This is a genomic window from Variovorax sp. OK605, from assembly GCF_900115445.1.
Classification (GTDB): domain Bacteria; phylum Pseudomonadota; class Gammaproteobacteria; order Burkholderiales; family Burkholderiaceae_C; genus Variovorax.
In genome coordinates this window covers 26,172-51,342 of the sequence record NZ_FOWL01000015.1, presented here as the reverse complement: position 1 = coordinate 51,342, position 25,171 = coordinate 26,172, and the positions used below count along the sequence as shown (strand labels likewise).

16 protein-coding genes are annotated in these 25,171 nt (G+C 71.3%); 5 read left to right on the top strand and 11 right to left on the bottom strand.

Annotated elements, in window-relative coordinates; genetic code table 11:
• The first annotated feature begins 56 nt into the window (after positions 1–56).
• The gene (locus tag BM013_RS30385) at positions 57–395 is read left to right on the top strand and encodes a hypothetical protein (protein WP_093132265.1); all 339 of its coding nucleotides are present in this window, start codon (positions 57–59) and stop codon (positions 393–395) included.
• On the opposite strand, the gene pgeF is transcribed toward BM013_RS30385, so the two are convergent.
• From pgeF to BM013_RS30370, 3 genes are read right to left on the bottom strand one after another with little or no spacing between them, the layout of a single operon-like run.
• Positions 327–1,100: a peptidoglycan editing factor PgeF gene (gene pgeF, locus BM013_RS30380; protein ID WP_093132060.1), complete on the bottom strand. Its 774-nt coding sequence runs from the start codon at positions 1,098–1,100 to the stop codon at positions 327–329. The genes BM013_RS30385 and pgeF overlap by 69 nt on opposite strands.
• A 14-nt stretch (positions 1,101–1,114) precedes the next feature.
• The gene (gene maiA, locus BM013_RS30375) at positions 1,115–1,753 is read right to left on the bottom strand and encodes a maleylacetoacetate isomerase (protein ID WP_093132058.1); all 639 of its coding nucleotides are present in this window, start codon (positions 1,751–1,753) and stop codon (positions 1,115–1,117) included.
• 34 nt (positions 1,754–1,787) lie between these two features.
• Positions 1,788–2,705, bottom strand: coding sequence for a hypothetical protein (locus BM013_RS30370; protein WP_093132056.1), 918 nt, complete (start codon positions 2,703–2,705; stop codon positions 1,788–1,790).
• Between the two features lie 101 nt (positions 2,706–2,806).
• Between BM013_RS30370 and BM013_RS30365 the strand changes: the two genes are divergently transcribed.
• From BM013_RS30365 to BM013_RS30350, 4 genes are all read left to right on the top strand, one after another.
• Positions 2,807–3,508: a fumarylacetoacetate hydrolase family protein gene (locus tag BM013_RS30365; RefSeq protein ID WP_093132054.1), complete on the top strand. Its 702-nt coding sequence runs from the start codon at positions 2,807–2,809 to the stop codon at positions 3,506–3,508.
• Between the two features lie 17 nt (positions 3,509–3,525).
• A complete protein-coding gene (locus BM013_RS30360) occupies positions 3,526–4,077 on the top strand; it encodes an NUDIX hydrolase (RefSeq protein ID WP_093052657.1) in 552 nt (183 codons plus the stop codon).
• A 14-nt stretch (positions 4,078–4,091) separates the two neighbouring features.
• Positions 4,092–4,586: a CreA family protein gene (locus tag BM013_RS30355; protein WP_093132263.1), complete on the top strand. Its 495-nt coding sequence runs from the start codon at positions 4,092–4,094 to the stop codon at positions 4,584–4,586.
• A gap of 179 nt (positions 4,587–4,765) precedes the next feature.
• Positions 4,766–5,269 (top strand): murein hydrolase activator EnvC family protein, encoded by a 504-nt coding sequence (locus BM013_RS30350; protein ID WP_093132052.1) that lies wholly within the window; start codon positions 4,766–4,768, stop codon positions 5,267–5,269.
• A gap of 74 nt (positions 5,270–5,343) precedes the next feature.
• Here BM013_RS30350 and BM013_RS30345 read toward each other — a convergent pair whose 3' ends face one another.
• The 8 genes from BM013_RS30345 to BM013_RS30310 form a co-directional block, all read right to left on the bottom strand.
• Complete coding sequence (locus BM013_RS30345; protein ID WP_143098415.1) at positions 5,344–7,257, bottom strand: hypothetical protein; 1,914 nt, start codon at positions 7,255–7,257, stop codon at positions 5,344–5,346.
• Between the two features lie 148 nt (positions 7,258–7,405).
• Positions 7,406–9,046: a phospholipase D family protein gene (locus tag BM013_RS30340; RefSeq protein ID WP_093132261.1), complete on the bottom strand. Its 1,641-nt coding sequence runs from the start codon at positions 9,044–9,046 to the stop codon at positions 7,406–7,408.
• A 115-nt stretch (positions 9,047–9,161) separates the two neighbouring features.
• The gene (locus tag BM013_RS30335; protein ID WP_093132048.1) at positions 9,162–9,392 is read right to left on the bottom strand and encodes a hypothetical protein; all 231 of its coding nucleotides are present in this window, start codon (positions 9,390–9,392) and stop codon (positions 9,162–9,164) included.
• A gap of 71 nt (positions 9,393–9,463) precedes the next feature.
• On the bottom strand, positions 9,464–10,090 hold the full coding sequence (locus BM013_RS30330; protein ID WP_093132047.1) for an RNA polymerase sigma factor: 627 nt from the start codon (positions 10,088–10,090) through the stop codon (positions 9,464–9,466).
• Between the two features lie 12 nt (positions 10,091–10,102).
• The gene (locus BM013_RS30325) at positions 10,103–22,603 is read right to left on the bottom strand and encodes a filamentous haemagglutinin family protein (protein WP_093132045.1); all 12,501 of its coding nucleotides are present in this window, start codon (positions 22,601–22,603) and stop codon (positions 10,103–10,105) included.
• Between the two features lie 142 nt (positions 22,604–22,745).
• Positions 22,746–23,831, bottom strand: coding sequence for a FecR family protein (locus BM013_RS30320; RefSeq protein WP_093132043.1), 1,086 nt, complete (start codon positions 23,829–23,831; stop codon positions 22,746–22,748).
• Between the two features lie 30 nt (positions 23,832–23,861).
• Positions 23,862–24,398, bottom strand: coding sequence for an RNA polymerase sigma factor (locus BM013_RS30315; protein WP_093132041.1), 537 nt, complete (start codon positions 24,396–24,398; stop codon positions 23,862–23,864).
• A gap of 3 nt (positions 24,399–24,401) precedes the next feature.
• Complete coding sequence (locus BM013_RS30310) at positions 24,402–25,061, bottom strand: secretin and TonB N-terminal domain-containing protein (RefSeq protein ID WP_093132039.1); 660 nt, start codon at positions 25,059–25,061, stop codon at positions 24,402–24,404.
• Positions 25,062–25,171: the final 110 nt, after the last annotated feature.

Below are 25,171 nucleotides of genomic sequence, written 5' to 3'. Positions count from 1 at the left end.
ACTCACAACGCTTGCCCCCGCGGACCCGCCCGTTCACTTACCAACTGAAACTTCTCGTGTTTATCCATCTGATCGTCATCGGTTGGCTGTATGTCGTCGTGATGATGGCCGTTGCCGAAGCCACCAACACCACGGGCACGGTGCTGGGCGCCATCTTCACATTTCTTTTGTACGGATTGGGGCCGGTGGCACTGGTGGTTTACCTGATGGGGGCACCGGGGCGCCGCCGCGCGATGAAGCAGCGCGAGGCCGAGGCACAGGAGGCGGCACGGCAGGCTGCGGCGCAGGCAGCGAAGGCGCCGCAGAAGCCGAAGACAGACGCCGCCTCAGACCTTCCAGACCAGGGAAGCGAAACGCCCGCTGACGCCGTCACGCCGGTGCGAAAAGAACCGTGAGGGGTTGGCAACGGTGCACCAGCCGTCGCTGCCGTCGTTGCCGTAGACCGCCGAGATGCCCGCCGCGCGCAAACGTTGGCGCGCCAATGCGGGCAGGTCGGCCAGCCACTTGCCCGGGGCGGGCGCGGGCTGGAAGCACGAAGCGGCTTCGGCCGCATGCGCCTCGAAGGCGGCCTTGACCTCGGGGCCGACCTCGAAGGCCCTGGGTCCGATGCACGGCCCCACCCACGCGATGACCCTGGCCGCACCGTCCGGGCCGGAGCCGAAGGCCCTGGCGGTCTGCTCGAGCACCCCGCCCGCCAGCCCGCGCCAGCCGGCATGGGCGGCGGCCACGCGGTGGCCGGCTTCGTCGGTGAAGAGCACGGGCAGGCAATCGGCCACCATGATCGTGCAGGCCAGGCCGGTGGCCGTGGCGGTGCAGGCATCTGCCGCGGTGCCGTCGCGCACCACCGGCACCGCGTCCTGTGCGGCGTCGAGCGCCACCACGCCGGTGCCGTGCACCTGCTGAAGAAAGACGGGCCGCGCGCCGATGGCCGCGCGCAGCCGCTCTCGGTTCTGTGCCACGTGCGCGGCGTCGTCGCCCACGTGGTCGCCGAGGTTCAGGCTTTCATAGCGCCCTTGCGAAACACCGCCGTCGCGCGTGGTGCACACGGCCCGCACGTTCGGCGGCGCGGGCCACTCGGGCACGAGCCAGCGCGCGTTCATGCGGCTCATGCGGCTCAGGCTTCCGCGTCGGGCGACTGCGAAGGCTGCGCGCGCTGGAAGGCGTCGAGGTCCATGCAGGCCTCGAAGGCGGCCATGCTGCGCGGCAGGCCGCTGAAGTCGCAGTCGAAGCGGCGGCCGTTGAAGATCTGCGGCACCAGGCAGCAGTCGGCCAGGGTCGGCGTGTTGCCGTAGCAGAACTTGCCCGTGGGGTGCTGCGCCAGCTGGCGCTCGAAGGCCAGCATGCCGTCGCGCACCCAGTGGCGGTACCAGGCGTTCTTGGCTTCGTCGTCGAGCTTCAGGTCCTTCACGAGGTACTTGAGCACGCGCAGGTTGTTCAGCGGGTGGATCTCGCAGGCGATCGATTGCGCCAGCGCGCGCACGTGGGCGCGGCCCACGGGGTCGCTCGGCAGCAGTGCGGGCTCGGGGTGCGTCTCGTCGAGGTACTCCATGATGGCCAGCGATTGCGAGAAGCGTTCGCCCTCGTCTTCGAGCAGCGGCACCAGCATGTCGGCCGAGATGGCGGAGTAAGGACCGGTGCGGTGTTCGCCGCGCGCGATGTGCACGGGGATGTACTCGTAGTCGAGGCCCTTCAGGTTGAGCGCGATGCGCACGCGGAACGAGGAGGACGAGCGGAAATAGTTATGCAGCTTCATGATTTTCCAAGCATAGCGTTCCTTGGCTTCAGCTTCAGGCGCGGGGTGAAGCCTGCAGCACGCAGCGGAAGTCGTGCAGCGAGGCCGCGGTTGAAACGCCGGCGCGCCATTCGTCCAGGATGCGGCGCGCGGCCGCCTCCTCGCGCGACGCGATGCCCAGGCGCCAGGGGCCCAGCGCGGCGGGTGGCTCGCCGGGGCCGTGGTTGTGCCCGCCGTCCGCATGGGGCCGGCCTTCGGAGCAGGCGCGGCAGAGCACCTCCATGCTGGCGGTCCAGTTCTCGGCCGTGGCGCCGGCGGCCTTGAAGCGCTCGACGAGCGCCTCGATTTCTTCCTGCGTGGCGTCGTCGATCGAGACCTCGTAGGTCGCGTACTCGGACGGCGCGATCAGCTCGAGCGCGTCGAACACCGGCACCTCGCGCTCGCCGCGCAGGCGGTAGCCGTTGGCCGCGCCGTCGTGCAGCACGAGGTCGCCGTAGCGGTGGCCGCAGGCCGGCGTGGGCACGTTGCGCAGGATGGCGCGCGCCGGGTCGATGCGGTCGGCCCAGACCACCTCGGTGCCGCCGTCGCCGTGCACGCGGATGGGCGTGAGGCCCACGAAGTGGTCGACCGGCCCTTCGCCGTCCGCAATGCCGATGCCGTACTGGCGCCAGGCGCGGCGCGCCGTGGCCCAGTCGCCCAGCGCGGTGGCGGCGATGCCGAGGTTCCAGATCGCCCCCTCGTTGCCGGGCTCGCATTGCACCGCGCGGGCATTGGCCTGCAGCGAGGCGGCCCATTCGCCGCGGTACTTGTGGATGAGGCCGGCGTTGTACCAGGGCGCGGCCCAGTGCGGATGCACGGCGCTGGCCTGGGCGTAGGCCTGGAGCGCGCCGTCCTGGTCGCCGTCGTCGTCGCGCTGGCGACCGAGTTCGTTGAGGACATTGGCCTTGCCGGCTTTGCCGATTCGGATGGGCATGGTGGAAACGATGAGATGCGCGGGGCGTCTATTGTGAGCCTGCCGCCTCTGGCACACTGCCGGCTTCCCGCTCAGGTTTCGCTCAAAAAGGACACGTCGCAATGGCTTCCGAGTTCGTCTTCGCCCCGCCCGCCCCCGTTTCGGTTCCCGTGGCCGGCCAGCCCGCCCGCTTCCCGGTGCACCGCATCTATTGCGTGGGCCGCAACTACGAAGAGCACGCCAAGGAAATGGGTTTCACCGGCCGCGAGCCGCCCTTCTTCTTCATGAAGCCGGCCGACGCGCTGGTGGTGGTCGATGCGGGCCAGACCGGCACCATGGCCTACCCCTCGCTCACCAAGAACCTGCACCACGAGATCGAACTGGTGGTGGCCATCGGCACCGGCGGCAAGAACATCCTGGCGGCCGACGCGCACAAGCACATCTACGGCTACGCCGTCGGCCTGGACATGACGCGCCGCGACCTGCAGAACGAAATGAAGAAGCAGGGCCGCCCCTGGGACATCGGCAAGAGCTTCGAGCAGAGCGCGCCCATCGGCCCGATCGTGCCGGTGGCGCAGGCCGGCGACGCCGAGAAGGCCGAGATCTCGGTGCAGGTGAACGGCACCGACCGCCAGCGCAGCAACGTGAGCAAGCTGATCTGGAACGTGGCCGAGACCATCGAGCACCTGTCGGCCGCCTGGGAACTGCAGCCCGGCGACCTGATCTTCACGGGCACGCCGGAAGGCGTGGCCGCGGTGGTGGCCGGCGACACGCTCGTGGGCGAAGTCGCGGGCCTGCCCCAACTGACCGTCAAGGTCGTCTGAAGACGGCGGCCGGCTTCATGCTTTTGCGCGTTCCCATCAAGCACTGCAAGAACTGCGGCACCGCGGTGGTCTACCGCGTGCCGGACGACGGCGACACCAAGCAGCGCGCCGTCTGCCCGGCCTGCCACACCATCCACTACGAGAACCCGCTGAACGTGGTGGGCACGATCCCGGTCCTGGGCGACAAGGTGTTGCTGTGCAAGCGCAACATCGAGCCGCGCTGGGGCAAGTGGACGCTGCCCGCCGGCTTCATGGAACTCGAGGAAACCACCGCCCAGGGCGCGGCCCGCGAGACCGACGAGGAGGCCGGCGCCAACTACGTGATGGAGGGGCTGTTTTCCGTCATCAGCGTGGTGCGCGTGGGCCAGGTGCACCTGTTCTACCGCGCCCGGCTGCTGGACGACAAGTTCGACCCCGGCCACGAGACCATCGAGGCGAAGCTCTTCACCGAGGAAGAAATTCCCTGGGACGAGATCGCCTTTCGCACGGTGCGCGAGACGCTCGAGCACTACTTCGAAGACCGGCGCCGCGGCAGTTTCGACCGCGTGCACACGATCGACATCGTTTGAACACGCACCTGCGCATGACACTTCGCCCCGCCCTCCACACCGCCCTTCTTCATACCGCACTCGGCCTCGGGCTCGCGATGGCCGCCTCGGCGCACGCGGAAGTCGTGGGCGACGTCGACACCGCCTTCAAGCTCATCGGCCCCGACCACAAGATCGTGGTCGAGGCCTACGACGACCCCAAGGTGACGGGCGTGACCTGCTACGTGTCGCGCGCCAAGACCGGCGGCATCAAGGGCGCGGTGGGCCTGGCCGAAGACAAGGCCGAGGCCTCCATCGCCTGCCGCCAGGTCGGCCCGGTGACGGTCACGCAGCCGCTGCCCAAGCGCGAGGAGGTCTACAGCGAGCGGCTGTCGATTCTCTTCAAGCGCCTGCGCGTGGTGCGCATGGTGGACCCCAAGCGCAACACGCTGGTCTACCTGACCTACTCCGACCTGCTGATCGACGGCTCGCCCAAGAACAGCATCACCGCGGTGGCGATCGACCGCGGCACGCCGATTCCGCTCAAGTAACCCACAAGAACAGGGGCTCACCGGGCGCACCGGCGCCGATGGCCCCTGCACAGCCGGTTGCTCTTTCGTGGGGCACCGTCGCGGCAGTTTGCTAGCATCGCCCGCGTGCTCTCCTTCGGGAGCCGAGGCGAGCCAGATCGCCGGAACCCTCCGCAACGAATCCGTTCCAACACAGCGCCATGCATCTTCAGACTCTTGTTTTCCGTACCGCCGCCTTGGCGCTGGTTGCCGCGAGCCTCGCGGCCTGTACCACCACCGACCTCACGCCGCGCCCCGCGCCCGTGGTCACGCCGCCCGTGCAGAAGCCGGCCGCGCTGTTCGTGCGCCCCGCCACCGGCGCGACGCTGGCGCGCTTCGACGGCGTGCGCAACAAGGGCATCGACATCGCCGGCAACCTGGGCGATCCGATCGTGTCCTCGGCCGACGGCCGCGTGGTGTACGTGGGCGGCGAACTGCCGGCCTACGGCAACATGATCATCGTCAAGCACAACGAGACCTACCTCACCGCCTACGCGCACCTGCAGACCATCCTCGTGAAGGAGAACCAGGTGGTTCGCCAGGGCGAGAAGATCGGCGAGATGGGCAAGAGCAACACCGACCGCGTGAAGCTGCGCTTCGAGATCCGCAAGAACGGCAACGCCGTGAACCCCGAGCCCTATCTCAACGGCCTCTTGCAACAGTGACGCGGCAATGACGCTGCAGTGACGGGCAACGCCCCGCGCCCATGAAAAAAGCCCCTCGCGGGGCTTTTCTGCTTTCAGGGCAGGACCGCGTAGGTGTCTCGCAGCACCAGGGCGCGCCAGTTGGCGTCTCGCGTGCCGACGAACATGTTCTTGAAGAGCGGCGCGTTCGGCACCGAGAGGTTGAAGGTCTTCGACGCGGCACCCGCTGCCGACGGCGCCACGTCGGACTGGTCCTTTGCGCTGACGCTCGAGCTGACGAACAGGTTCAGGAAGAACTCCGCGGAGAAACCGGGGTTCAGGCCCGTCGCGCTGACGGCGAAGTCGCCCCCGCCCGCATAGGAAGCCAGGCTGGGCGTGGTCGTGAAGCTCGGGTAGGTGGCGGCCGTCGCCTCGGCCAGCGTCATCGGCCGGGCGTGGAAGCGGTGCTTGTAGATGATGTCGAAGGTGCTGAACTTGGCCACCGTGGTGCCGTCGCTTTCGTAGGCGGTGAAGGTGTACTCGGGCGTGGCGGGAATCGCGGCAATGTCCGCATCGCTCAGGTTGGCGCTCGGCAGGCCGTTGCAGTTCGAAGCCAGGTAGTAATAGTTGTTGCCCGGCGTGGCTTCCAGCGGCCAGAAGCCGCCGGTCGAGGGACGCAGGTGGCGCAGGCCGCCGGCCGGCAGCCCCGGGCCCGTGACCACGACCGACGCCACGTTGCTGCTGTTGCCCGTGTTCAGGTCTTCGATGTTGAACTCCAGCGCGGTGCTCACGCAGCCCGACGTCTTGTCCTTGCTCGCCTGGATCTGCGGGTTCAGGTCGAACACGCGGCCGTCGCCGCGCAGGCGCCACACGCCGTCGGTGCCCTTCACGATCTGCATGCCCTGGTTGTTGCTGAACGCCACGCCGTTCTTGTCGCGGTGCGTGAACTCGACGAAGGCGCGCGGGCTCGTGTTGTTCGCGTCGATGGTGTAGTTGATGCGGTTGATCACCACGTCCGCGAAGCTCGCGCCCACCAGGTTGGTGTCCGTCACCGCTTGGTTGGCGAACTGCGCGGCGGTGAGGTCGGAAGACCTGAAGCCATAGGTCCCGGTGACGGGGTTGCCGCTGTCGGTCATCAGCGGCAGCAGCTCGCCCGCCGCCGGCAGGCCGTTCGCGAACTTGCCTACGTAGTCGCTCAGCACCTTGCGGATCAGCGTGATGTCGTCCGCCGCCGTGCCCATGCCGGTGCCGCTCATCGGCGTGCTGCCGGCGTCCTGCGCGGCCTTCACGGCCAGGTCGTCGGTGATCTGCTGCTGCGTGACGATGTTGGTGATGGTGGCCACGTTGCTCACCGGGTCCACGCTCACGCGCAGCACGTCGAGCGCCTTGTCCAGCGCGCTGGACAGCGGCGTGAACGCCGTGCGCAGCAGGTCGATGCTGGAATCCACGCCCAGCGCCAGCAGCACCGGCAGCAGCTTGGCCTTCAGCGCGTCGGACTCGGCCTTGAGCTCGTCGGGCGTGAGCGAGGCGAACTCGCCGCCGTCGAAGTACTGCGCGGCCAGGCGCCCGGCGATGTTGGCCACCACCAGGTCGGTCAGCGGCGTGATGTTGATGGTGCCGTTGGCATCCGCGGCGGTGGCGGCCGAGTGGATCACCACGTGCTGGCCGCCCACCGTGCCTTCGGCGCGAAAGACGAAGGGCGCGGTCATGCCGGTCACGTCGATCTGGTAGGCGCCGCCTTCCAGCGGCACGGTCTTGGTCGTGCCCTTGGCGTCCTTGACGGTGACGGTACCCGACAGCGGCAAACCGGAGGCCGCGGTACCCGAAAACGTAACAGCCGTGGCCGCCTGCGGCTCGCTGACCGGCGGGTTGCTGCTGCCCGTGGCCGGGAACCCGGCGAACCCGCCACCACCGCCGCCCCCGCCCCCACCGCACGCGGCGAGCGAGACCAGCAGCGCCACGGCGCACGCTGACCGTGTCGTCTTGAAGAACGGGCCGGAGGTTGCCGGAGTCGCGAAGTCTGTTTTCATGGATGGCTCTGGAAGTTCTGGGGTATTGAGGGAGAAAACAAAAGAATCAACTCGTAACACGAGCGATGCGATTCTTCTGTGGGCTCCGTCCCCTCGCCATCCCCTGTTTTGAGGATGCGGGCCGCCGGCGCTTGCGGCTGCGCCTTTGCTAGAGCAGGCTCTCGGGCACCAGCGGTGCCAGCAGGTCGAGCCGCCAGCGGGCCCAGAAATCCGTCTCGGGCTCCTGGTGCAGGATGGTGTCGGCCGCGTCGCCCGAGGCCGGGCTGACCCATTCGATGGCCCCGGTGGGCCCCAGCTGCAGCTGGTAGGCCCCGTCCAGCCGGATGAAGCCGATCAGGCTGGTGAGCTGCTGCGCGATCTGCGGGCTGAAGATGAAGATGCCGATCTCGGTGTTGTGCAGCATCGAGCGCGGGTCGAAGTTCATCGAGCCGATGAACACCGTCTTGCGGTCGATCACCGCCGACTTGCCGTGCAGCCGCCCGCTGGCCGAGCCGTACATGCCGAAGCGCTTGGTCTGCTCCACCCGCTTGGGGCTCAGCTCGTACAGCTCCACGCCCAGGCGCAGCATCTCGGCGCGGTAGCGGCGGTAGCCGATGTGCACCAGCGACTCGTCGGTGGCCGCCAGCGAGTTGGTGACGATGCTGTAGGCCACGCCGTTGCCGCGCACGAGCTTGATGGTCTCCATGCCGCCGCGCCCCGGAATCAGGTAGGGCGTGGTCTGCATGATCTCGTTCTCGGCGCCGCGCAGGTAGCGGCGCACGTTGTAGAGCACGCTGTCGCGCGACTCGTCGGCGGGCAGGCCGCGCGCCTCCTCGCTGGGCGCCAGCGCCTTGGCCGGCGCGTCGGCATAGGCCTCGGCGCGCGCCCACACCAGCTTCAGCGCGCCGGCGTCCAGGTCCTTGGCCAGCGGGTTGTTGCCCAGCAGGTCGGTGGAGTCGGGCTCCTCCGGGTGCAGCTCCTCGGGGCCGGTGGTCAGCCGGTCGAAGCGCTCGCGCAGTTGCTGCGGCGTCTCGCCGGTGGCGGGCACCAGCGAGTCGATGGGGTACACGTACGGGCTGTTCCAGTACATGTCGAACAGCGAGGACAGCCGCGGCACCACCGCGCCGGCCACCAGCGTGTCGATGTCGATGAAGTTCGAGCCCCCGTCGCGCAGGAAGTACTCGTTGGCCATGTTGCGCCCGCCCATCACGCCGATGCTGTCGTCCACCACGTAGAGCTTGTTGTGCATGCGGCGGTGCACGCGGTCGAAGTCCAGGATCGACCAGGCCCAGCGCGTGCCGAAGCGGTCGCGCCCGGCAGGGAACGGATTGAACAGGCGCACCTCCACGTTCGGGTGCGAGGCGAAGCTGGTGAACAGCGGATCGGCGCCGGCCGTGTACAGGTCGTCCACCAGCAGCCGCACGCGCACGCCCCGGTCGGCCGCGTCGCGCAGCGCGCGCAACAGGTAGCGGCCGGTCTCGTCGTTCTGCACGAGGTAGTACTGCACGTCGATGGAGCGCTGCGCGCGCCGCGCGAGCTCGATGCGCGCGTGCAGCGAGAACTGCGGCATGGGCAGCAGGCGGAACCCGCTGAGCGGCTGGGCGCCCGCCTCGACGGGCGGGGCCGCCGCCTTCACGAGGCGCCCGAGCGTGGTGTCGGCGCCGTCCGCAATGACCGTGGACGGCGTGCGCTGCACGTTGCCGGGCAAGCCGGCGCACCCCGCCAGGAACAGGGCGGCCAGGCCGAGCAGCAGCCAGGCCAGGCAGCGGGCGAGCGGTCGGTCGGCAGCCCGGCTGCGGGAGTTCGGCATGGAGCGGAGGGTGGAGTGGCGCGGGAGCACACGTGGTCGTGCGTTCATGCGCGGATCTGAAAGCTCGCGGTTTCTACCACGAGCCCGCTGCGGCTGCTGCACCGCCGCAAGAGACTCAGTGCGTGCGCTCCGGCCCCCATTGCCGCACGAAATGGTCGGCCCGGCGCGTGGCCCGTTCCACCGCGGCGTCCCACGACAGCTGCTGGGTGATCACGAGGGCGCAACGCGGAATGCCGCGCAGGCTCAGCTCGCAGATGCCGGCATAGGTGCCGCTGGGCGTGCGCATGAGCTCGATCCAACCCGTCCAGCCTTCTGGAACGCTGAGAACGAGTCGGGTGCTGTCCATGATGGATACACCATACCCCTTTTGTTACGCGGTTCCAAGAATCTAAACCCTAAGCACTACTTATGGCCGGGTCAGGCGGTGACGCAACGGCCGGCCGACAGCGGCGGCAAGGACGAAAGAGGCGAAAGAGGCGAACGAGACGACAGGCGCGGCCGATGCGGCAGGTGCAGCAGCGCCTGGCGCAGCGTGGTGTCGACCCGCCGCAGCGACAGCCCGTGGCGCACCGCCACCTCGTGGCGGGACAGCTCGTGCACCCGCAGCGCCACGAAGATGTCCTGGTGCCGGTGCGGCAGCCCCTGCATGGCGCGCTCCACCGCCTTCAGGTCGGAGCGCGCCTCGGCGATCAGCTCGGGCCCGGGCGACTGGTCCGCCAGGTGCTCCAGCGTTTCCTGCGCGTCGCCCGCGTACTGCCAGGGCCGCTCGGCGCGCATCCGGTCCAGGGCCGCGTTGCAGGCCACGCGGTAGATGTAGGCCACCGGGCTGTGCACCGCGTCGGCGAGGCCGGTGCCGGCCAGCCGCAGCCAGGCATCGTGCAGGCTCTCGGTGGCCGCGTCGGCGCAGCCCAGGTGCCGCGCGAGCCGGCGGTGCAGCAGCACGTAGTTGGCCGCCAGCAGCGCCTGGAAATCCGGCGGCGGCGCGCGGTCGGTCCCTGCCTCCGCCTCGGTCTGCGAGCGGGGCACGCACATGAGCGTGGTCATGGCGCTGGCGGCCTAGCGTCCGCGCGGCAGGCCGCGGCGCTCGCTCTCGTTGAGCCGCGCGATCTGCGCGTCGGTCAGCGCGCCGTGGCCCACCACCTGGATGAAGCCCGACGGGTCGTAGCTGGCCTGCTCCGCCGGCTTGCGCCGCACCTCGCCGCCTTCCGTGGCACCGCTCGCGGGCTCGTTGCCGAAGCCCAGCACGCGCACGCTGAACACCGACGGCAGCGCCTGGCGCTGCGCCGAGCGCTCGCGCTGCAGCACGTCCTGGGCGGCGGTCGCGGCCTGCGCCGCGGCGGCGCTGGCGTTGGCCAGCGCACCCACGTTCACCGCCGCCACCACCGGCAGCCCGGTGCTCTTGCCCTGCACCGCGATGTTGTCGGCGTTCACCACCTGCAGCGCCGCCAGGTTCACGTTGCCCGACACCCGGATGCCCGCCTCGCCCGCGTCGATGGTGCCCAAGGGCGCGATCAGGTCGATGTCGCCGGCCGGCACTTCGGCAATCGGCGCCAGCGTCGCAATGCCCGCGCCCGTGCTCGGCACGTTCGACGACAAGGTCACGTTGCCCCACTGGTCGTACTCGCGCTTGGGCGGCGTGTAGACCACGGTGGTCTTGGAGCCCCGGCCGGCGTTGATGTCGCCCTCGGCCGACCAGCCCAGGATGCCGCCGCCGAAGGTGGTCATGATGCGGCTTTGCCCCAGCAGGATGCTGCCCAGCGCGTACATCGCGATGTCGCCCTTGCCCTGCGTGATGACCCCCGGCGTGATGCCGCCCTTGGCCACCGGCGCGTCGCCCTCGATGCCGAACACCTGCGCACCGCCCGGCGTCAGCATCTGGATGCCGCCACCGAACAGCGTGTTGACGCCGGCCGGGCCGTACATGGTGATGCCGCCGCGGTAGCTGAGCTTGCCGCCCGCGGCATCGGCCTCGGGGAACAACGCCGCGATGGCATTGCGCCCGCGCAGGTAGCTGCCGAAGCGCACGCCGTCGGCGTCGGTGTACTCGCGCCCGCCGGCCTTCAGCTCGGCGAAATACACCTGGCGCGCGAACACGCGCTGCTGCGCGGCCGGCAGCGCGTCGAAGAAGGCCTGCGCCTCGTCCGCCGTGCCGCCGAAGCCCAGGCCGTTGTCCTTGTCGGAAAGCCATGCGAGCAGCTCGGCCTCGTAGGTCTTCACCACCTTGCCGGGCTGGCCCGCCAGCGGCGTGCCGGTTTCCGCGCGGTTGGCCGCGCCGAGGTAGCGCGCCAGGAAGCCGGCGTAGTCCGCGCCCTGCGCACCGGCGCCCGCCGTCATCGCGATGCTCGCGCCGGGGCGCTTGTCGCCCGGCGTCACCGGCCCCAGGCTGGCGATGGCGGCACGGTCTTCCATCACGATGTTGCGGCCCGCGTTCACCTCCAGCGTGCCGGGGCCCGCCACGTAGAAGCTGCTGTAGAGAATGTCGCGCCCGGCCACCACGCGCGACACGTCCTGCGCATGCCCATGGACCGCCAGGTTGCCGCTGGAGGTGGCCGCGACGTCCTGGCTCACCGACATGGGCTGCCCGAGCACGGTGCCCGCGCTCACGATGTCGCGCCCGGCCATCACCCAGCTCGGCGCCGCTGCCTCGTACCAGGTGCGGCCGTCTTCGCGCGCCAGGATCTCGCCGCTGCGCAGGCCCACGACGTCGCCGGTCATTGCATAGAAACGCGACGGCGTGCGTGGCGCGTCGCCGGCCGTGCCCGCGTAGGTTTCGGGCGCGAACACGAACAGGCGCATCGGATCGGTGCGCGCCGTCATGCCCAGCCCTTCGGTGCCGAAGTTGCTGGTCACGCGCGTGTTGCCGTTGTCGCCGCCGAAGCCGGCAAAGGCCGGGTGCAGCGGGCCGGGCATGGCCGCCGGGTCCGCGCCCGACTGGTTGATGGCGTAGCTGCCCATGTAGAGCGAATCGCCCGCCAGCAGCTCCAGCTGGCCGCTGCGCGACGGCGCCAGCAGCAGCGACGTGCGCGACGCGGCGTCGTTGACACCGTTGCTCGCCGAGTTGGCCGCCGCGCCGCTGTAGATGCTGCCGCCCGCGGCCACCGCGCGCAGGATCGCCGGATAGACGAAGCGGTAGTCGGTGGCCGCCGCGTTGACGCTGGCGGTCAGCGACTGCTCGGTCGATTCGCTCATCTGCGTGCTCGGCGTCAGGCTGCCGCCGGCCGAGAACAGGTCGATGGCGGTGCGGTCGGTCCACAGCGAGAACCAGCTCAGGCCGCCACCGCCGTAGGAGGCGGAGGCCGTGCTGAAGGGCGAGCTGTTCTGCAGCTTCACGCGGCCCGGGTCGGCCGCCGCGCCCACCACCAGGTCGCCCAGCGTGTCGATGCGCATCGCCGAGTCGCCCGGAATCAGCACCAGCCCGCCGGTCGATTCGGCCCGGTTCGCGCTGAAGGGGTCGAAGGCGCGCGGGTCCTTCAGGTCGCGCCCGCCCAGGATCATGCCGCCGACCGACGCCGCGCTCAGCTGCGTGGCGCCGCGCAGGTTGACCAGCGCGCCCTGCAGGTCGTGGTTGGGCACGACGCTGCTGTTGGCGTTGCCGCGCGCCAGCTGCGAGCTGTTGACGCCGCCGCCGATGCGCATGTCGATGTCGCCGCCGCCGGTGAGCACGAGGCTGCCGTCGTCGGCCACGCGGCCGGTGCTGCCGACCGCCACCACCAGGCCCTGGCTGCGCGCCGTGCCCTTGCGCTCGAGCATGCCGGCATTGCCGCCGGCCTGCACCTGCACATTGCCGCCGCCGAGCGTGCCGAAGCCGGTGAAGCCCACCAGCGACGGCTTCACGTCCGTGCCGAAGATGCCTGCCGGGTCCCGCGCGTAGCTGCCGAAGTTGATCCACCACGCCGTGGGCATGGCCGCGCTGCCGTCGCCCTGGCGCCAGAGCCAGTTGCCCACGCCCACGCTGGCCTTCTGCACCTCGTCCTGCGAGGGCGCGGTCAGCATGTCGCTCGTGAGGTTGCCGCCCGCGCGCACCGTGAGGTTGCCGCCGGCCTCGGGGAACCAGGCCTGGTAGACGCGGCCACCCGCGGCATCACCGGCCACCAGCGATTCGTAGGCCGCGCCGCCCACGCCCAGCACGCTGTTCGCGCCCGTGGCGTTGCCGCGCGCCTGGTTGAAGCGGGCGTCGACGCCCGCGGACTGCGTGCCGGCGGTGTAGATGCCGTACAGCGAACGCACGTCGATGTCGCCCGAGGCGATCAGGTCGAGGTCGCCGGTGCCGGTGCGCACCACGCTCAGGCCCTGGCCGTGCACGGCGAGCACATCCTTGGCCGGACCGGTCGACACGCAAAGGCCTTCGAAGAGCTCGCACAGCGACAGGTACTCGTCGGGAACCGGTGTTCCCGGGGGCTCGCCGAAGATGTTGTCCGGTCCCCAGACCACCGCGGCGCCCTTGGCGACCACGGCGCCGTAGTGGGTGTCGGCCACGCGCAGGCTGCCGGTGCGGGGCATCGCGATGCGGGTGTCGGCGGCGTCCGTGTCGGCGCCGGCCACCAGCCGCATCGACCACGACTCGCTGCCCGCGGCCAGCATCGGTGCCAGCGCCCAGTTGCGCCCGCGCGTGCCGTCGCCGGCCGGGCGCAGTTCGATGAAGCCGACGCCCTCGTCCAGCACCACCTTGGTGGTCGACGGAATCAGCGCGCCGCGCCGCAGGTCCAGCGGGCCGCGCAGCAGCACGGTGTTGCGAACGAAGTCGTTCTCGTAGGCCACCGGCAGCGGCACGCCCTTGGGCCACAGCATGGCGCGCAGCGCGGTGCCCGCGGGCAGCGGCGTGCCGGCGCCCAGTTGCGTACCCGCGTCCAGCGTGACGGCCTCTTTCAGCAAGGTGCCGCGCGCATGCAGCAGGGTGCCCGACGCGTCGCGCACGTCGGCGGCCAGCACGGTGCCCGCGGCCAGGGTGAGCGGCTGCGCCAGTGTCGCGGCGCCCGGCAGGCGCACGGCCGCGCCCAGCGTGAGTTCCTGGATCGGCAGGTCGTAGTTCAGCGTGCTGCCCGACGGGAACGCCGTGCCCTCGGCCAGGTGAACGCCGCCGATCGGCAGCACCAGGTCGCCGTTGTAGGGCTGCACGCCCGGCACCAGCGCCCAGCCGTTTTCGTCGGGCGTGACCGGCGGCGGCGCAAAGCCGTCGTTGATGCTGCCGTAGATCTCCATGTTGCCGGCGGCGCGCAGCACCAGGCTGCCCGCTTCGCCGGAGCCGTACACGCCGGTCTTCTGCGTGCGCGGGTTCAGGCTGGCATAGCGGTAGCCCGACAGGTCGAGGTCGCCCTGCACCACCAGGTCCTTGCCGGTCACGATTTCCACGCCGGGGCGCAGGTGCAGCGCGTCGGCATAGGTGGCGTTGTTCAGGCCGGCGAGCTTGCCGTGCAGCAGCGCGCCGTTGGCGAGCGCGGCGTCCATGAACAGCGTGCTCTGCGCGTGCTTGTGGTCCAGGTAGTTCTGCGTGACCTCGCGGTACGGGCGGCCGCTCACCGAGTCCAGCCCGTCCTTGATGACGGCCAGCGGGTCGCTGTCGTCGTAGCGCCAGACGGCGTTGAGCGCGATGGAGCGTGCGCCTTCGATGTTCAGGCTGCCGCTGGCGTCCACCTTGATGTCGCCGCTGGTCTCGCCGGTGCGCGCCGCGTTCAGTTCGAGCGTGCCGCGCTGCTGGCCGTCGTGCTGGCCGGGCTGCGTGCCTACCGCGGCGTCGGTGCCGTGGCGCAGGTCGATGCGCGCGCCGCTGGCCAGCGTCAGCATGCCGTCGCCGCCGCTGAGCTCGACGATGGCGCGGTTGGGCGCGTCGATGATCTGGCCGCGGCTGTCCACGCGCAGCACCGTGCCGTGCGCGTCGAGCACCGCGCCGCCACCGAGGGTCAGGCCGTTCCTGCCCGCGAGGCGGATGCTGCCCACGCGCTCGCCGCTGGCGTCGACGGTGCCCAGCACCGTGAGGCTGCCGTTGTCGAGCGACACGTTCACCTCGCCCGCCTTCAGGCCGTTGCCGATGGCAAGGTCGCCCTGCTTGAGCTGGAAGCTGCGGTTGCCGAACACCGCGCCGTCGTTCAGGCGCTGGTTGAGGCCCGCGAACTGGTCGCTCAGCGTGCCGCTGTCGCCCAGGCGCTGCGCGCGGATGTCCACGCTGCCCGCCTTGAACGGCACCAGCGTGCCGCCGGCGTCGTAGTGGCCGCTGCTGGCGCCGAGGATGCGGCCCTGCAGATCGACGACCCCAGCGGATGCACCCAGCGCCACGGCCTTGAGCGTGCCGGCCCGGTTCTCCTGCGCCGAGAGGTCGATGGTCGCGCCGGCCGCCTGGCGGATGCTGCCGGCCTGGCTTTCAAGGCTGACGTCGCCGCCCCAGCTGAACTTGTCGACGTCGTTGAAGGCCAGCTTGCGGCCGCTGACGTCGATGAGCGCGCCGTCGGCCAGCGTGATGTCGTCCTGCGCCGTCAGCGTGAGCTTGCCGCTGGGCAGCACGACCGCAGTGGCCAGCACGATGTTGCCGGCGTTGAACGCGAGTTCCGCGCCCAGCGCCTGGATGCCCTTGCCCACCGCGTCGCCGTACCGGTTGCCCTCGGGCGCGCCGATGCGCAGCGTGCCGCCGGCGGTGATGCGGTTGACCGCGCCGGCCTCGCCGGTGATCAGCGGTGTCGAGATTTCCAGGTTGCCGCCGCTGTAGGCGTAGCCCTTGCCGTCTTCGTAGGCGCCCTGGTTCTGGTAGACCGACAGGCTGCCCTTGCGGCTGCTGGTGAGGCGCTCGCTGGCGCCCAGCTTCACGGTGGAAAAGCCCAGCGCCAGGCGCGCGTCGTCGTCCTGCCCGTTGCTCACGGTGTGCGGCATGTCGCCGAGCTCGATGCGCTCGGCCTCGATGTTCAGCATGCCGCTGCCGGTGCCCGCACCACCGCCGGTGCCCTCGCCACCGCTCGCCACCGCGCCGGGCGCCTGCATGGCGCCGCTCCAGACCAGGTTGCGCGTGCGAATGGTCGCCACGTCGCCGGCGCCGCCCGCGCCGTAGATGGCCGGCGTGCCGAGCACCAGCGTGTCCAGCCGCGACTTGCCCGTGGCCGGGTCGATGGTGTCGAGCGTGACGCTGCCGTAGAAGTTGATGGCGTCGCGCGCCGTGAGCGTGAGCGACTCGAGCGCCGGCGCACCGGTGCTGGTGTCGCCGTTCAGCAGGCGCTGCAGCACGTCCTGGTTCAGCGTGAGGCCGCTGGCGAGCACGCCGCGCGACTGGGCATCGGCCAGCGACTGCGCCGAGCCGGCGTTCACCGCGCCCACCGCCAGCGCGAGATGGCGCGTGCCGTAGCGCGCCGCTTCGTTCAACTCGAACGCACCGTTGGTGGCTGCCGTGATGGTGCCTTCCGAATAGAAGGTGCTGTTCGCGCCGCACGACGCGCTGTTGCACACGCCCAGCCGGATGGAGCCCTTGCCCGCCGCGGCGGGTGCCAGCACGTCGAGCCGGCCGTTCGACACGGCCAGCACGTTCGACGTGTCGGGCTGGTAGACGAAGCCCGTGGACGCGTCGTAGACCGTCGCGCCCTGCCCCAGCGTGGAAATGCCGGCGCCGGCCTCGACCACCAGGTCGCGGCGGCCCGCCAGAAAGACCTCGGGGGCCTTCAGCAAGGCGCCCGAACGCAGCGTCACGTCGCTCACCACCTCGCTGAAGCCGACGTAGCGTCCCTGCTGGCCGTAGATCACGACGGGCCGCGCGCCGACCACCAGCCGGTCGGCGTGCAGGTCATCGAGCGTGTCCGCGCGCACCGAAGCGCCGTTGAAGCCCTCGGTGCGCGATTGCCCCGCGCCCAGCACTTCGATGAAGCTGCCCAGCACCACGGCCGTGCCGCCGCGCCCACCCTGGGCGGCCTGGAAGCGCGCGAGGCCGTCGAAATTCAACGACACCTCGCCGTGCCCGTTGCCCAGCACGAAGGCCAGCGTGCCGGCATCGGCCGCCAGCACCCCGCGCGGCACGCCCAGGCGCGCGGCGTCGGCGCGCACGAAGTCGGCATAGCCGGTCTCGTTGTACTGCGCGTAGGTGCGCAGCGTGTCGGCCGAGGTCACGATCACCTGCGTGGGCAGGCTGTCGCGCAGGCCGGTGCCGGCCACCGACAGTTGCCCGGTGCTGGCCCAGGAGCCGTTGCGCATCGCCAGCGCCTGCCCCGCGGGGCCCACGCTCTTGGCCACGCCGTTGAGTTCCACGCGGAAGGCGCCCGGCAGCAACGCGTAGGTCGACGGCATCAGCGTGTAGGTGCCCGCGGGCAGGCCGGGCACACCGGCGCCGATGGTGATCTGGCGGCCCACGCCCGCCTGCGAAGCCCCCGCCGGACCGCCGGCCGGCGCGGCCAGCGGCTGCACGCCGGGCACGATGGCGTACACCGGGTTGGTGGACAGCGAGGGCAGCGACGACAGCGAGAAACGGCCGTCCGCGCCGATCTGCATCAGCGGATGGAAGCGCGCGTCGGTCGAGCCGCCGCGGCCCGCGACGAAGCCCGCGCCGGTGAGCTCGCCGCCGCCCGACAGGTCGAGCAGCGCGCCGGCCTGCACGTCCACGTGGTCGGCGCCCAGGCGGATGCCCGCGCCGCCGCCGTCGCCCACGGGCCGCAGGGAGCGCCCGTCGTACCGGTAGTCGATGCCATCGGTCGTGCCGCCGTAGGGCATGACCAGCCCGGCGCCGCTGACCGAGGTGATGCTGCCCGGCAGCAGCGCCACGCGCAGCGCGCCCTGCTCGACATCGGTGCCCAGGCGGATGTTGCCCAGCGGCGCGCGCAGCACGCCGCCCTGCTCGATCACGGCGGCGCTGAATTCGAGCGTGCCGAAGGCCGAGGACGGAACGGCCGCCGGCGCGTCGCCGCGGCGCTCGATGCGCAGCGGGCTGTCGGGGTCGAACACGGTGCGCAGCGCCACCGGGTCCATGCGGTAGCCCGCGTACACCATCGCGCTGGCGCCGGTCTCGGGGTAGAGCTGCGCCGCGGCCAACGTGAGGCCGCCGTGCGTCCACAGCCGCGAGCGCGTGTCGTTGTCGTTGGCCAGCAGGAAGCGGATGTCGCCCTCGCTCGCCAGCTCGACCTTCTCGAAGCCGCGCCGCTCCACGTGCACCGGCGTGAATTCGCTCTGCATCGCATAGCGGCCCTCGGTGCCGAAGGACAGGCTGTTGCCCAGGTCGAGCAACTGGCCGGCCTGCACCGAGAACACGGCCTGCGAGTCCAGCGGGGTCATGCCGTGCATCATGCGCGGGCGCAGGATGCCGGTGGTCGCGTAGTACGCCCCCGTGCCCGACAGCTTGACGTAGGGCGCGGCGAGCTGCACACGCGCTGTTGCGCTCGACGACTCCGCCAGCGACAGCGAGCTGGAGAACAGCGTGAGGCTCTGGCCCATGCGCAGCGACACGTCGCCGTCGAACGAGAGCTGGCCGTTGGCCAGCAGCGTGAGGTTGTCGAAGCCGCCGGCACTCAGCCGGTCGGCCGAGAGCGTGGCCTTGCCGTAGCGCAGCGCCGCATCGGCCTGGCCGGGGGCGACGCCGTCGCTCAGCGCCGATGCCTGCGATGTCGACTGCGACACCACCAGCTCGCGCGGCACGATGGCCTCCTGCTGCGCGCGGCCGAGGCCGGCGGCGCGGTACAGCGGCGATTCGAGCGCGATGTCCAGCGAGCCCCCTGCCGCGCCGCCGCCGCCGGCCGCCGCGCGCAGCGAACCGTCGATGTGCAGGCCGAGGTACGAGCTCAGCGAAATGCGCCCGCCGTCGGTGGCGATGTTCGTGCGGCCCAGGCCCGGCACGTCCAGCGCCGCCTGCGCGCCCGAGGCGTCGATCTTCGCGCCGGGGCGCACGACCAGGAAGGCGTCGGCCGAAGTGGCCGTGGCCCCGTCGTGGTCGATCGCGCCGCCCAGCACGATGCGGCCGCCCGCGTCCACGAGGCCGTAGGTGCGCCCGTGCACGTCGGTGGCCGTGTGCGCGCGGCCCGACACGTCGAGCACGGCGTTGTCGCCGATCCAGATCGAGCGCGTGTGCACCTTGCCGTCGGCGTCGGGGGTGACCTCGGCCACGTCGACGAAGCCGTACTGCTGCTGGCGCACGTCGATGCTGCCGCCGTGCGCGTTGAGCGTGCCGTCGACGGTGATCTGGCCGGCCCCGCGCAGCGCGATGGCCTGCCCCGGATCGACCTCGATGCGCGCCCCGCGCCCGATGACCAGCGTGCTGGCTGCCGGGTCGATCTCGGTGAGCAGGCTGCGCCAGGCCTGCAGGCTCAGGCTCGCGCCCTTGCGCTGCTGCAGCACGGCGTTCACCGGGTCTTCCTGGTAGAGCGGCGGGGTCCACAGCTCGAGCGCCCGCGCCGGGGCGCTGCCGCTGGCCACGCGGCGCGCGTCGTCCCTGAAGCGGTACACCGGCATGGTCACGTCGACCTGCGTGCCCTCGGCCACGGCGAGGCCTTCGCTGCCGGTGATCTCGTAGGCGGAGAAGCCCTTGTCGAAGAAGTTGCCGCCCAGCACCAGCGTGCCGGCCGCAGCCGCGTCAGCGGCTTCGGCGCCCGCCGGCTGGTCGGAGACCAGCACCTTGCCGGCCTGCACCGCCAGCGTGCCGCCGCCCGCGACGCCGTGGCCGCGCAGCTGCGCGCCGGGGTCGAGCCGAATGACGCCCGCGGGCGTGGTGGCTGCCAGCGTCACGCTGCCGCCCTTGCCGCCTTGCGTCTTGCCGCCCATGCGCATGACCGCGCCCGACGACACATCGACGGCGCTGCCGCTGTGCAGCGCCACCTCGCCGGTGACGCGGATCGACACGCTGCCGCCGTTGGCATACGCCAGGCCCGGCGCGGCCGGGTCGAGCTCCAGGTTGCTCCACAGGCCGCTCGCGTCCAGCGTCGCGCCTTCGGCCAGCGTCACATGGCCCACGGGCTTTTCGGAATTCACGAAGGTGTCGAGCCACCCGCCGGGGCCCGGCTGCGCGAGCACGTTGCCCAGCGCGATGCTGCCGCCGTGGGCGCTCAGGTTGGCCTTCACCGCGACGTCGTTGCCGTACAGCGTGACGTTGCCGCCCGCGGCCACCTGCAGGTCGGCGTTGAGTTCGATCCGCCCGGTGGCGGCGATGCGCACGGCGCCCAGCGCCAGGCTGTTGAGCTGCGCCGTGTCGAGCACCAGCCGGTCCTTGCGCTCGGCGGGCAGCGCGGTGTCGAGGTCGAGTCCCGCCGCGATGCGCTCGCCGGCCTCGGTGATCTCCTTGAGTTCCACCTGGTCGACCGTGGCGCTCAGCAGGTGGTCGAGCCCGCCCGTGCGCCGGTCGAACATCGGCACGTGCGCGCCGACGATGAGCTGGCCGCGTTGCGACGCCGCGTTGTGCGACTGGTCGTAGCCGTCCAGCCCCGCCTGGTGCGCCTGCGTCTGCCGCGTGCCCTGGAAGGCTTCGGCCGTGATGCCGCCTTCGAGCACCGCGGTGTGCGTGGCGATGACCAGCTCGCCCGCGTCGCGCCCGACGGTGTAGCCGTCTTCCAGCCGCTTCTGCGGGCCGATGAGCGGGTTGTAGAAGTACCCCGTGGACTTGTCGCCCCAGCGCTTGTGCGCGTCCTCGAAGCCGCGGTAGAGCCCGTCGTAGCGCTGGTCGCCCGGTGCCTTGGAAACCTCGTACAGCCGCCCGTCCGCGCCCTTGAGCCAGGTCTGGCGGATGAAGCCGGTCTGCACGTTCAGCGTGCCGCCCGACAGGTTGATGTTCGAGCCCGCCTGCGTGACCACGTCCTGCCCGCCGAAGCTCACGGTGCCGCCCTGCGCCATCCATTCGCCGGCGGTGTGGCCCTCGGTACCCAGGTAGCCGCCCACCTCCAGCAGGCCGCCGGCCGTGTACCAGCGGTCGCTGGCATAGCCGTTGGTGCCCTTGGGCACGAAGACCAGGCTGCGCCGGTCGATCCACACGTCGTTGTTGTTCAGGGCCTTGCCGTCGCGGTTGAGCGGCGCGTCGCGCTGCTCGTTGCCCTGGACGTTGACCTTGACGTTGTTGCTCTCCATGGCCAGGTTCACGCCCACGGCCCCCGAGACGTCGATCTGCGCGCGGTCGCGCACCAGCGTGCGCCGGGCCGCGGTGACCGCGATCTGCCCGCCCGTGGCCAGCGTCAGCGAGTCGCCCTGGAAGTCGACCGTGCCGCCGCTCGCGATCTCGATGCGCGACTGGTCGCGGCGGTCGGCCACCGCCACGACGTCCTGGTTGCCGGCGGCCAGCGCGGGCCCGCGCAGGCCGTCGCGCTGGCTGTCCAGCGCGGTGGTCTTGCCGTCGTCCTCGATCGCCACCGCGGTGGTCGCGCCCTGGCCGAGCGTGACCTTGCCCTGCGCCCCGAGGGCGCCCAGATGCACAGTGCCGCGGTTGTTGACCGTGGAGGTGGCGAGCACCACGCCGGCTTGCTGCACGTCGCGCCCGGCCATCGTCACGTCGCCTTCGCGCGCGACGATCAGCCCGGTGTTCACGGCCTTGCCCGCCAGGCTGTCGGTGTTGAACTGCGGCGTGACCTCGTTGCCGCGCGTGGTGGAGGCCTGGTTGCCGCCGGTGCCGGCTCCCTTCTTGATGACGAAGCTGTCGCCCGCCGCGAGCGCCGCCTGGCCCCGGGGCGTGGCGATGTCGCCGGCGTTGTGCACTTCCTGGCCGACCAGCAGCACATAGCCGCCGCCGTCGGTGGAGACTGCCGGCGCGCGCGTGGCGATCCGCGCGCCCGCCTGCACCTCGACCTTGCCCTGCGCATCGGTGAAGCTGGGCGCGGTGCCCGCGCTGTAGATGCCGCTGGCGTTGAACTGCGCGTCGGAGATGTGCGCCGCGGCGGCCACCAGGTTGCGCGTGTCGACCTGGCTGGTGCCGCTGAACACCACGCCGTTGCGGTTGGCCACGAGCACCGTGCCGTCGGCCTTGATCTGCCCGCGGATCTGCGAAGGCCGCGCCTGGGGGTCGTTCACGCGGTTGAGCACGGCCCAGTCCGCCTGCTGCCTGAAATCGACCGTCGTGTTCTTGCCGACGTTGAAGCTCTCCCAGTTCAGGATGGCCTTGTCGCCCGTCTGCTGCACGGTGACGACGGTGCGGCCGTCGACGTTCTTCTGCGAATCGCGGTCGAGCGGGCGCGCATTGAGCCAACCCGCGGTGAGCGAGTTGCTGTCGACCTTCAGGCCGCCTTCGGCGAGGCCGTCGGGCACCGAGGAGGGATCGTTCTGTGCCGCCGCGCGCGCCGCGGCCTGCGCCGCCTGCTGCGCCGCAATACCGCGCGCCGCCAGGTTCAGGTTGCCGATCGACTGCTGCAGCTGCTCGTTGGCGCGCTGCTGCTGGCCCGCCGTGCTCGTGAGGCTGGACGCGGGCATGCCGTTGGGCAGCAGGCCGGTGGCCGTGGCGGTGGCCTGCGCCGCGCCCTTGGCGTTGAACCACGCGGGGCTGAAGGCGCGCTGCGCGTGGGCCGGCGTGGCCAGCGTCGCGGCGGTGCCGGCGGCCAGCGCCAGGGCCACGGCCTGCGCCAGCGGCGAAATATGGAAGCTCCTCGCTTGCACCGCGGCCTGCTTGCGGCTGCGGTGTCCCTCGTGTGTGTTCATCTGGCGCCCGGTAAAGAGTGGAATGCACCGGCACGGAACGAATTCGTGCCTCTTACTGGACAGACCGGGCCACGCAAACAAAACCGCTAACTTTTTCAGGAATCCTGACCGGGCACGGGGGCCAATCAAGCTGTCACAAACATCAGCTAAGCACCAGCACGCCGCCCGGCAGCGCGCGCGCATCGAGGTCGTACGAACGCTGGATCTGCACCAGCACCGTATCGAGCGCGGCAATGGCAAAGCGCCCGCTCACCGCGCGGTCGGCCAGCCCGCGCGCCAGCAGCACCACGCGGCCCGGCCGGTAGCGGTTGATTTCCGCGACCACGCGCGACAGCGGCGTCTGGCGGAACACCAGCACGCCGGTGCGCCAGGCCGAGGCATCGGCCGGCGCCACGTCGGCCGCGCCGCCGATCGATGCCGCGTCGTACACCACCTGCTGGTGGGCCTGCAGCACGCGCGACCCCATGGCATGCGCGACGCTCAGCTTGCCTTCGATGCAGGTGACGCAGGCGCTGCCGTCGAGGTAGCGCACTTCGAAGCGGCCGGCCTGCGCGTCGATGCGGCCGGCGCCCGCCACCACGTGGAAAGGCGCGCCCGCCGGACCTGGCGTGACACCTGACGTGGTGCCCGGCGTGGTACCCGGCGCGCCACCGGCCACGGCGGAAAGGTCCACCGCCGCCTCGCCCGCGATCAGGTCAATGCCCACCGTGCGGCCGTCGCGCGTCTGGCGCTGCACGCTGGTCTGCGTGTTGAGCACCAGGTCGACGCCGTCGGCCAGCACCACGGCGCGCTGCTCGCCGGTGGCGGTGCGGAAGTCGGCGTTCCATTCGCTCACCGACGGCCACAGCCCCAGCGGCGGATAGACCGCCGCGGCCACCCCCGCCACGCCGGCCGCGCTCATGGCCGCGCCCAGGAAGGCGCGGCGCGGCAGCACGGGCCGGGGTGCCGCCGGCCGGTGCGCGGCCCGCAACTGCGGCTGCTGCGCCAGCATCTGGCCGATGGCCGGGTCCAGCGCCTTCCAGAGCCGCCGGGCTTCGGTGAACGCCTGCGCGTTCGCGTCGCTCGCCTGCTGCCAGCGGCGAAAGCCTTCGAGGTCGCGCTGCGTGGCCGCGCCGGAGGTGAGCCGGCGCAGCCAGGCCTGCGCTTCGCGCTGGTGCTGGGTCTGCGGCCCAGTCTGGCCTTGGCCTTGGCCTGCCGGGTCTGGCTCGACGTGGAGGTTCATATCCATCAGACGGTTCTGGGCGCGGCGAACCGCATCTTATTTTTCATGCGGCCCCGGCGACGCAAGCGGCCGGCCCATGCGGGCCGCGCAGAAATCATGGGCGTCCTTGAGCTCCTTTTCAACCGTGCGCAGCGAAATGCCCAGCCGCGCCGCCACCTCGCGCTGCGGCAGGTGCTCCCAGCGCACCATCACCAGCACCTGCCGGCGGCGCGGCGGCATGCGCGCGATGAGCGCGGCCAGCGCGGCCATCTCGGAGCGGTCTTCCGCGATCTGCGCGGGGCCCGGCGCGGGGTCGGGCGCCTCCTCGAGCAGCGCGTCGATCTCCTCGCTGGTGGCCAGCCGGCCGTGCCGGCCGAGCTGGTCGTAGGCCAGGTTGACCGCCACGCGCAGCAGGTAGGAAGCCGGGTCGCGCACGCCGTCGATGTCGTCGCGGCTTTCCAGGCGCAGCCAGGTGTCCTGCAGCGCGTCGCCGGCCTGCTCGGCGTTGCCGAGCCGCCGCGCGAGCCGCTGCTTGAGCTCGTCGTAGCGCGAGACCAGGAAGTTGCGCAGCGCCGGCAGCGCGTTCTCGGGCATCGGTCAGCGGCGCCCGGGGCATTCGAGCCCCGGCGTCTGCGAGCGCGGCAGGATCAGCATCGTCAGCGGCTGCGCCATGTCGGGCGGCGGCGGGCCGTCGATGCGCACCTGGCGCAGCGTGTCGAGGATGGCGCCGTCGCGCGCACGGTCGCCGCTGGTGCCCAGGAGAAAGGCGTGGGCGATGCGCCCGGTGCCGTCGACCACGAAGCGCATCGCGGCGCGGTAACCGCCGGGCGCGGTGCGCGGGTTGCCGCAGAAGGCCTCCCAGATGCGGGTCTGCACCAGGCCGTCATAACCGCCATGGCCGCCTTGGCCGCGGGAAGCGGATGTGGATGCGGCGTCGGCTTGCGCTTCAGCCGCGAGCGGCCCCGCACCGGCGGACGCGGACGGCGCCGCCTTCAGCACGAAGGCCGCGGTGGCGCCGGTGCCCGCGTAGTCGGCAACCAGGCCCGTGCCCTGCAGCAAGGTGTTCAGCGCCGCGGCCGGCGTGGCCGTGGCCTGCACGGCCGTCGACTCGCGCCCCGCCACCAGCCCCGCGTCGAAGAACACCGGCAGGCCGGTGCGCAGGCCGTACTGCTCCAGCGCGGCGGTCAGCGGCTGGCGCGCGATGTCGAAGCGAGTGGCCTCGGCCTGCGCGCGCACGGTGGCGCCGGCCAGCGTCATGCACGCGGCGAGCGCGAGGCTTGCAGGAAGAGAGAAAAAAGAGGGTTCATGCCGCATGAGATCGATACGCCCGGCGAAGGCCGCCGCCCGGGGGGCATGTCGAGCCGCAT

Excerpts from the sequence above, each read along its gene's own strand:
- pgeF (WP_093132060.1), bottom strand. The coding sequence starts at position 1,100 with ATGAACGCGCGCTGGCTCGTGCCCGAGTGGCCCGCGCCGCCGAACGTG.
- maiA (WP_093132058.1), bottom strand. The coding sequence starts at position 1,753 with ATGAAGCTGCATAACTATTTCCGCTCGTCCTCCTCGTTCCGCGTGCGC.
- BM013_RS30370 (WP_093132056.1), bottom strand. The coding sequence starts at position 2,705 with ATGCCCATCCGAATCGGCAAAGCCGGCAAGGCCAATGTCCTCAACGAA.
- BM013_RS30365 (WP_093132054.1), top strand. The coding sequence starts at position 2,807 with ATGGCTTCCGAGTTCGTCTTCGCCCCGCCCGCCCCCGTTTCGGTTCCC.
- BM013_RS30360 (WP_093052657.1), top strand. The coding sequence starts at position 3,526 with ATGCTTTTGCGCGTTCCCATCAAGCACTGCAAGAACTGCGGCACCGCG.
- BM013_RS30355 (WP_093132263.1), top strand. The coding sequence starts at position 4,092 with ATGACACTTCGCCCCGCCCTCCACACCGCCCTTCTTCATACCGCACTC.
- BM013_RS30350 (WP_093132052.1), top strand. The coding sequence starts at position 4,766 with ATGCATCTTCAGACTCTTGTTTTCCGTACCGCCGCCTTGGCGCTGGTT.
- BM013_RS30345 (WP_143098415.1), bottom strand. The coding sequence starts at position 7,257 with ATGAAAACAGACTTCGCGACTCCGGCAACCTCCGGCCCGTTCTTCAAG.
- BM013_RS30340 (WP_093132261.1), bottom strand. The coding sequence starts at position 9,046 with ATGCCGAACTCCCGCAGCCGGGCTGCCGACCGACCGCTCGCCCGCTGC.
- BM013_RS30335 (WP_093132048.1), bottom strand. The coding sequence starts at position 9,392 with ATGGACAGCACCCGACTCGTTCTCAGCGTTCCAGAAGGCTGGACGGGT.
- BM013_RS30330 (WP_093132047.1), bottom strand. The coding sequence starts at position 10,090 with ATGACCACGCTCATGTGCGTGCCCCGCTCGCAGACCGAGGCGGAGGCA.
- BM013_RS30325 (WP_093132045.1), bottom strand. The coding sequence starts at position 22,603 with ATGAACACACACGAGGGACACCGCAGCCGCAAGCAGGCCGCGGTGCAA.
- BM013_RS30320 (WP_093132043.1), bottom strand. The coding sequence starts at position 23,831 with ATGGATATGAACCTCCACGTCGAGCCAGACCCGGCAGGCCAAGGCCAA.
- BM013_RS30315 (WP_093132041.1), bottom strand. The coding sequence starts at position 24,398 with ATGCCCGAGAACGCGCTGCCGGCGCTGCGCAACTTCCTGGTCTCGCGC.
- BM013_RS30310 (WP_093132039.1), bottom strand. The coding sequence starts at position 25,061 with ATGACGCTGGCCGGCGCCACCGTGCGCGCGCAGGCCGAGGCCACTCGC.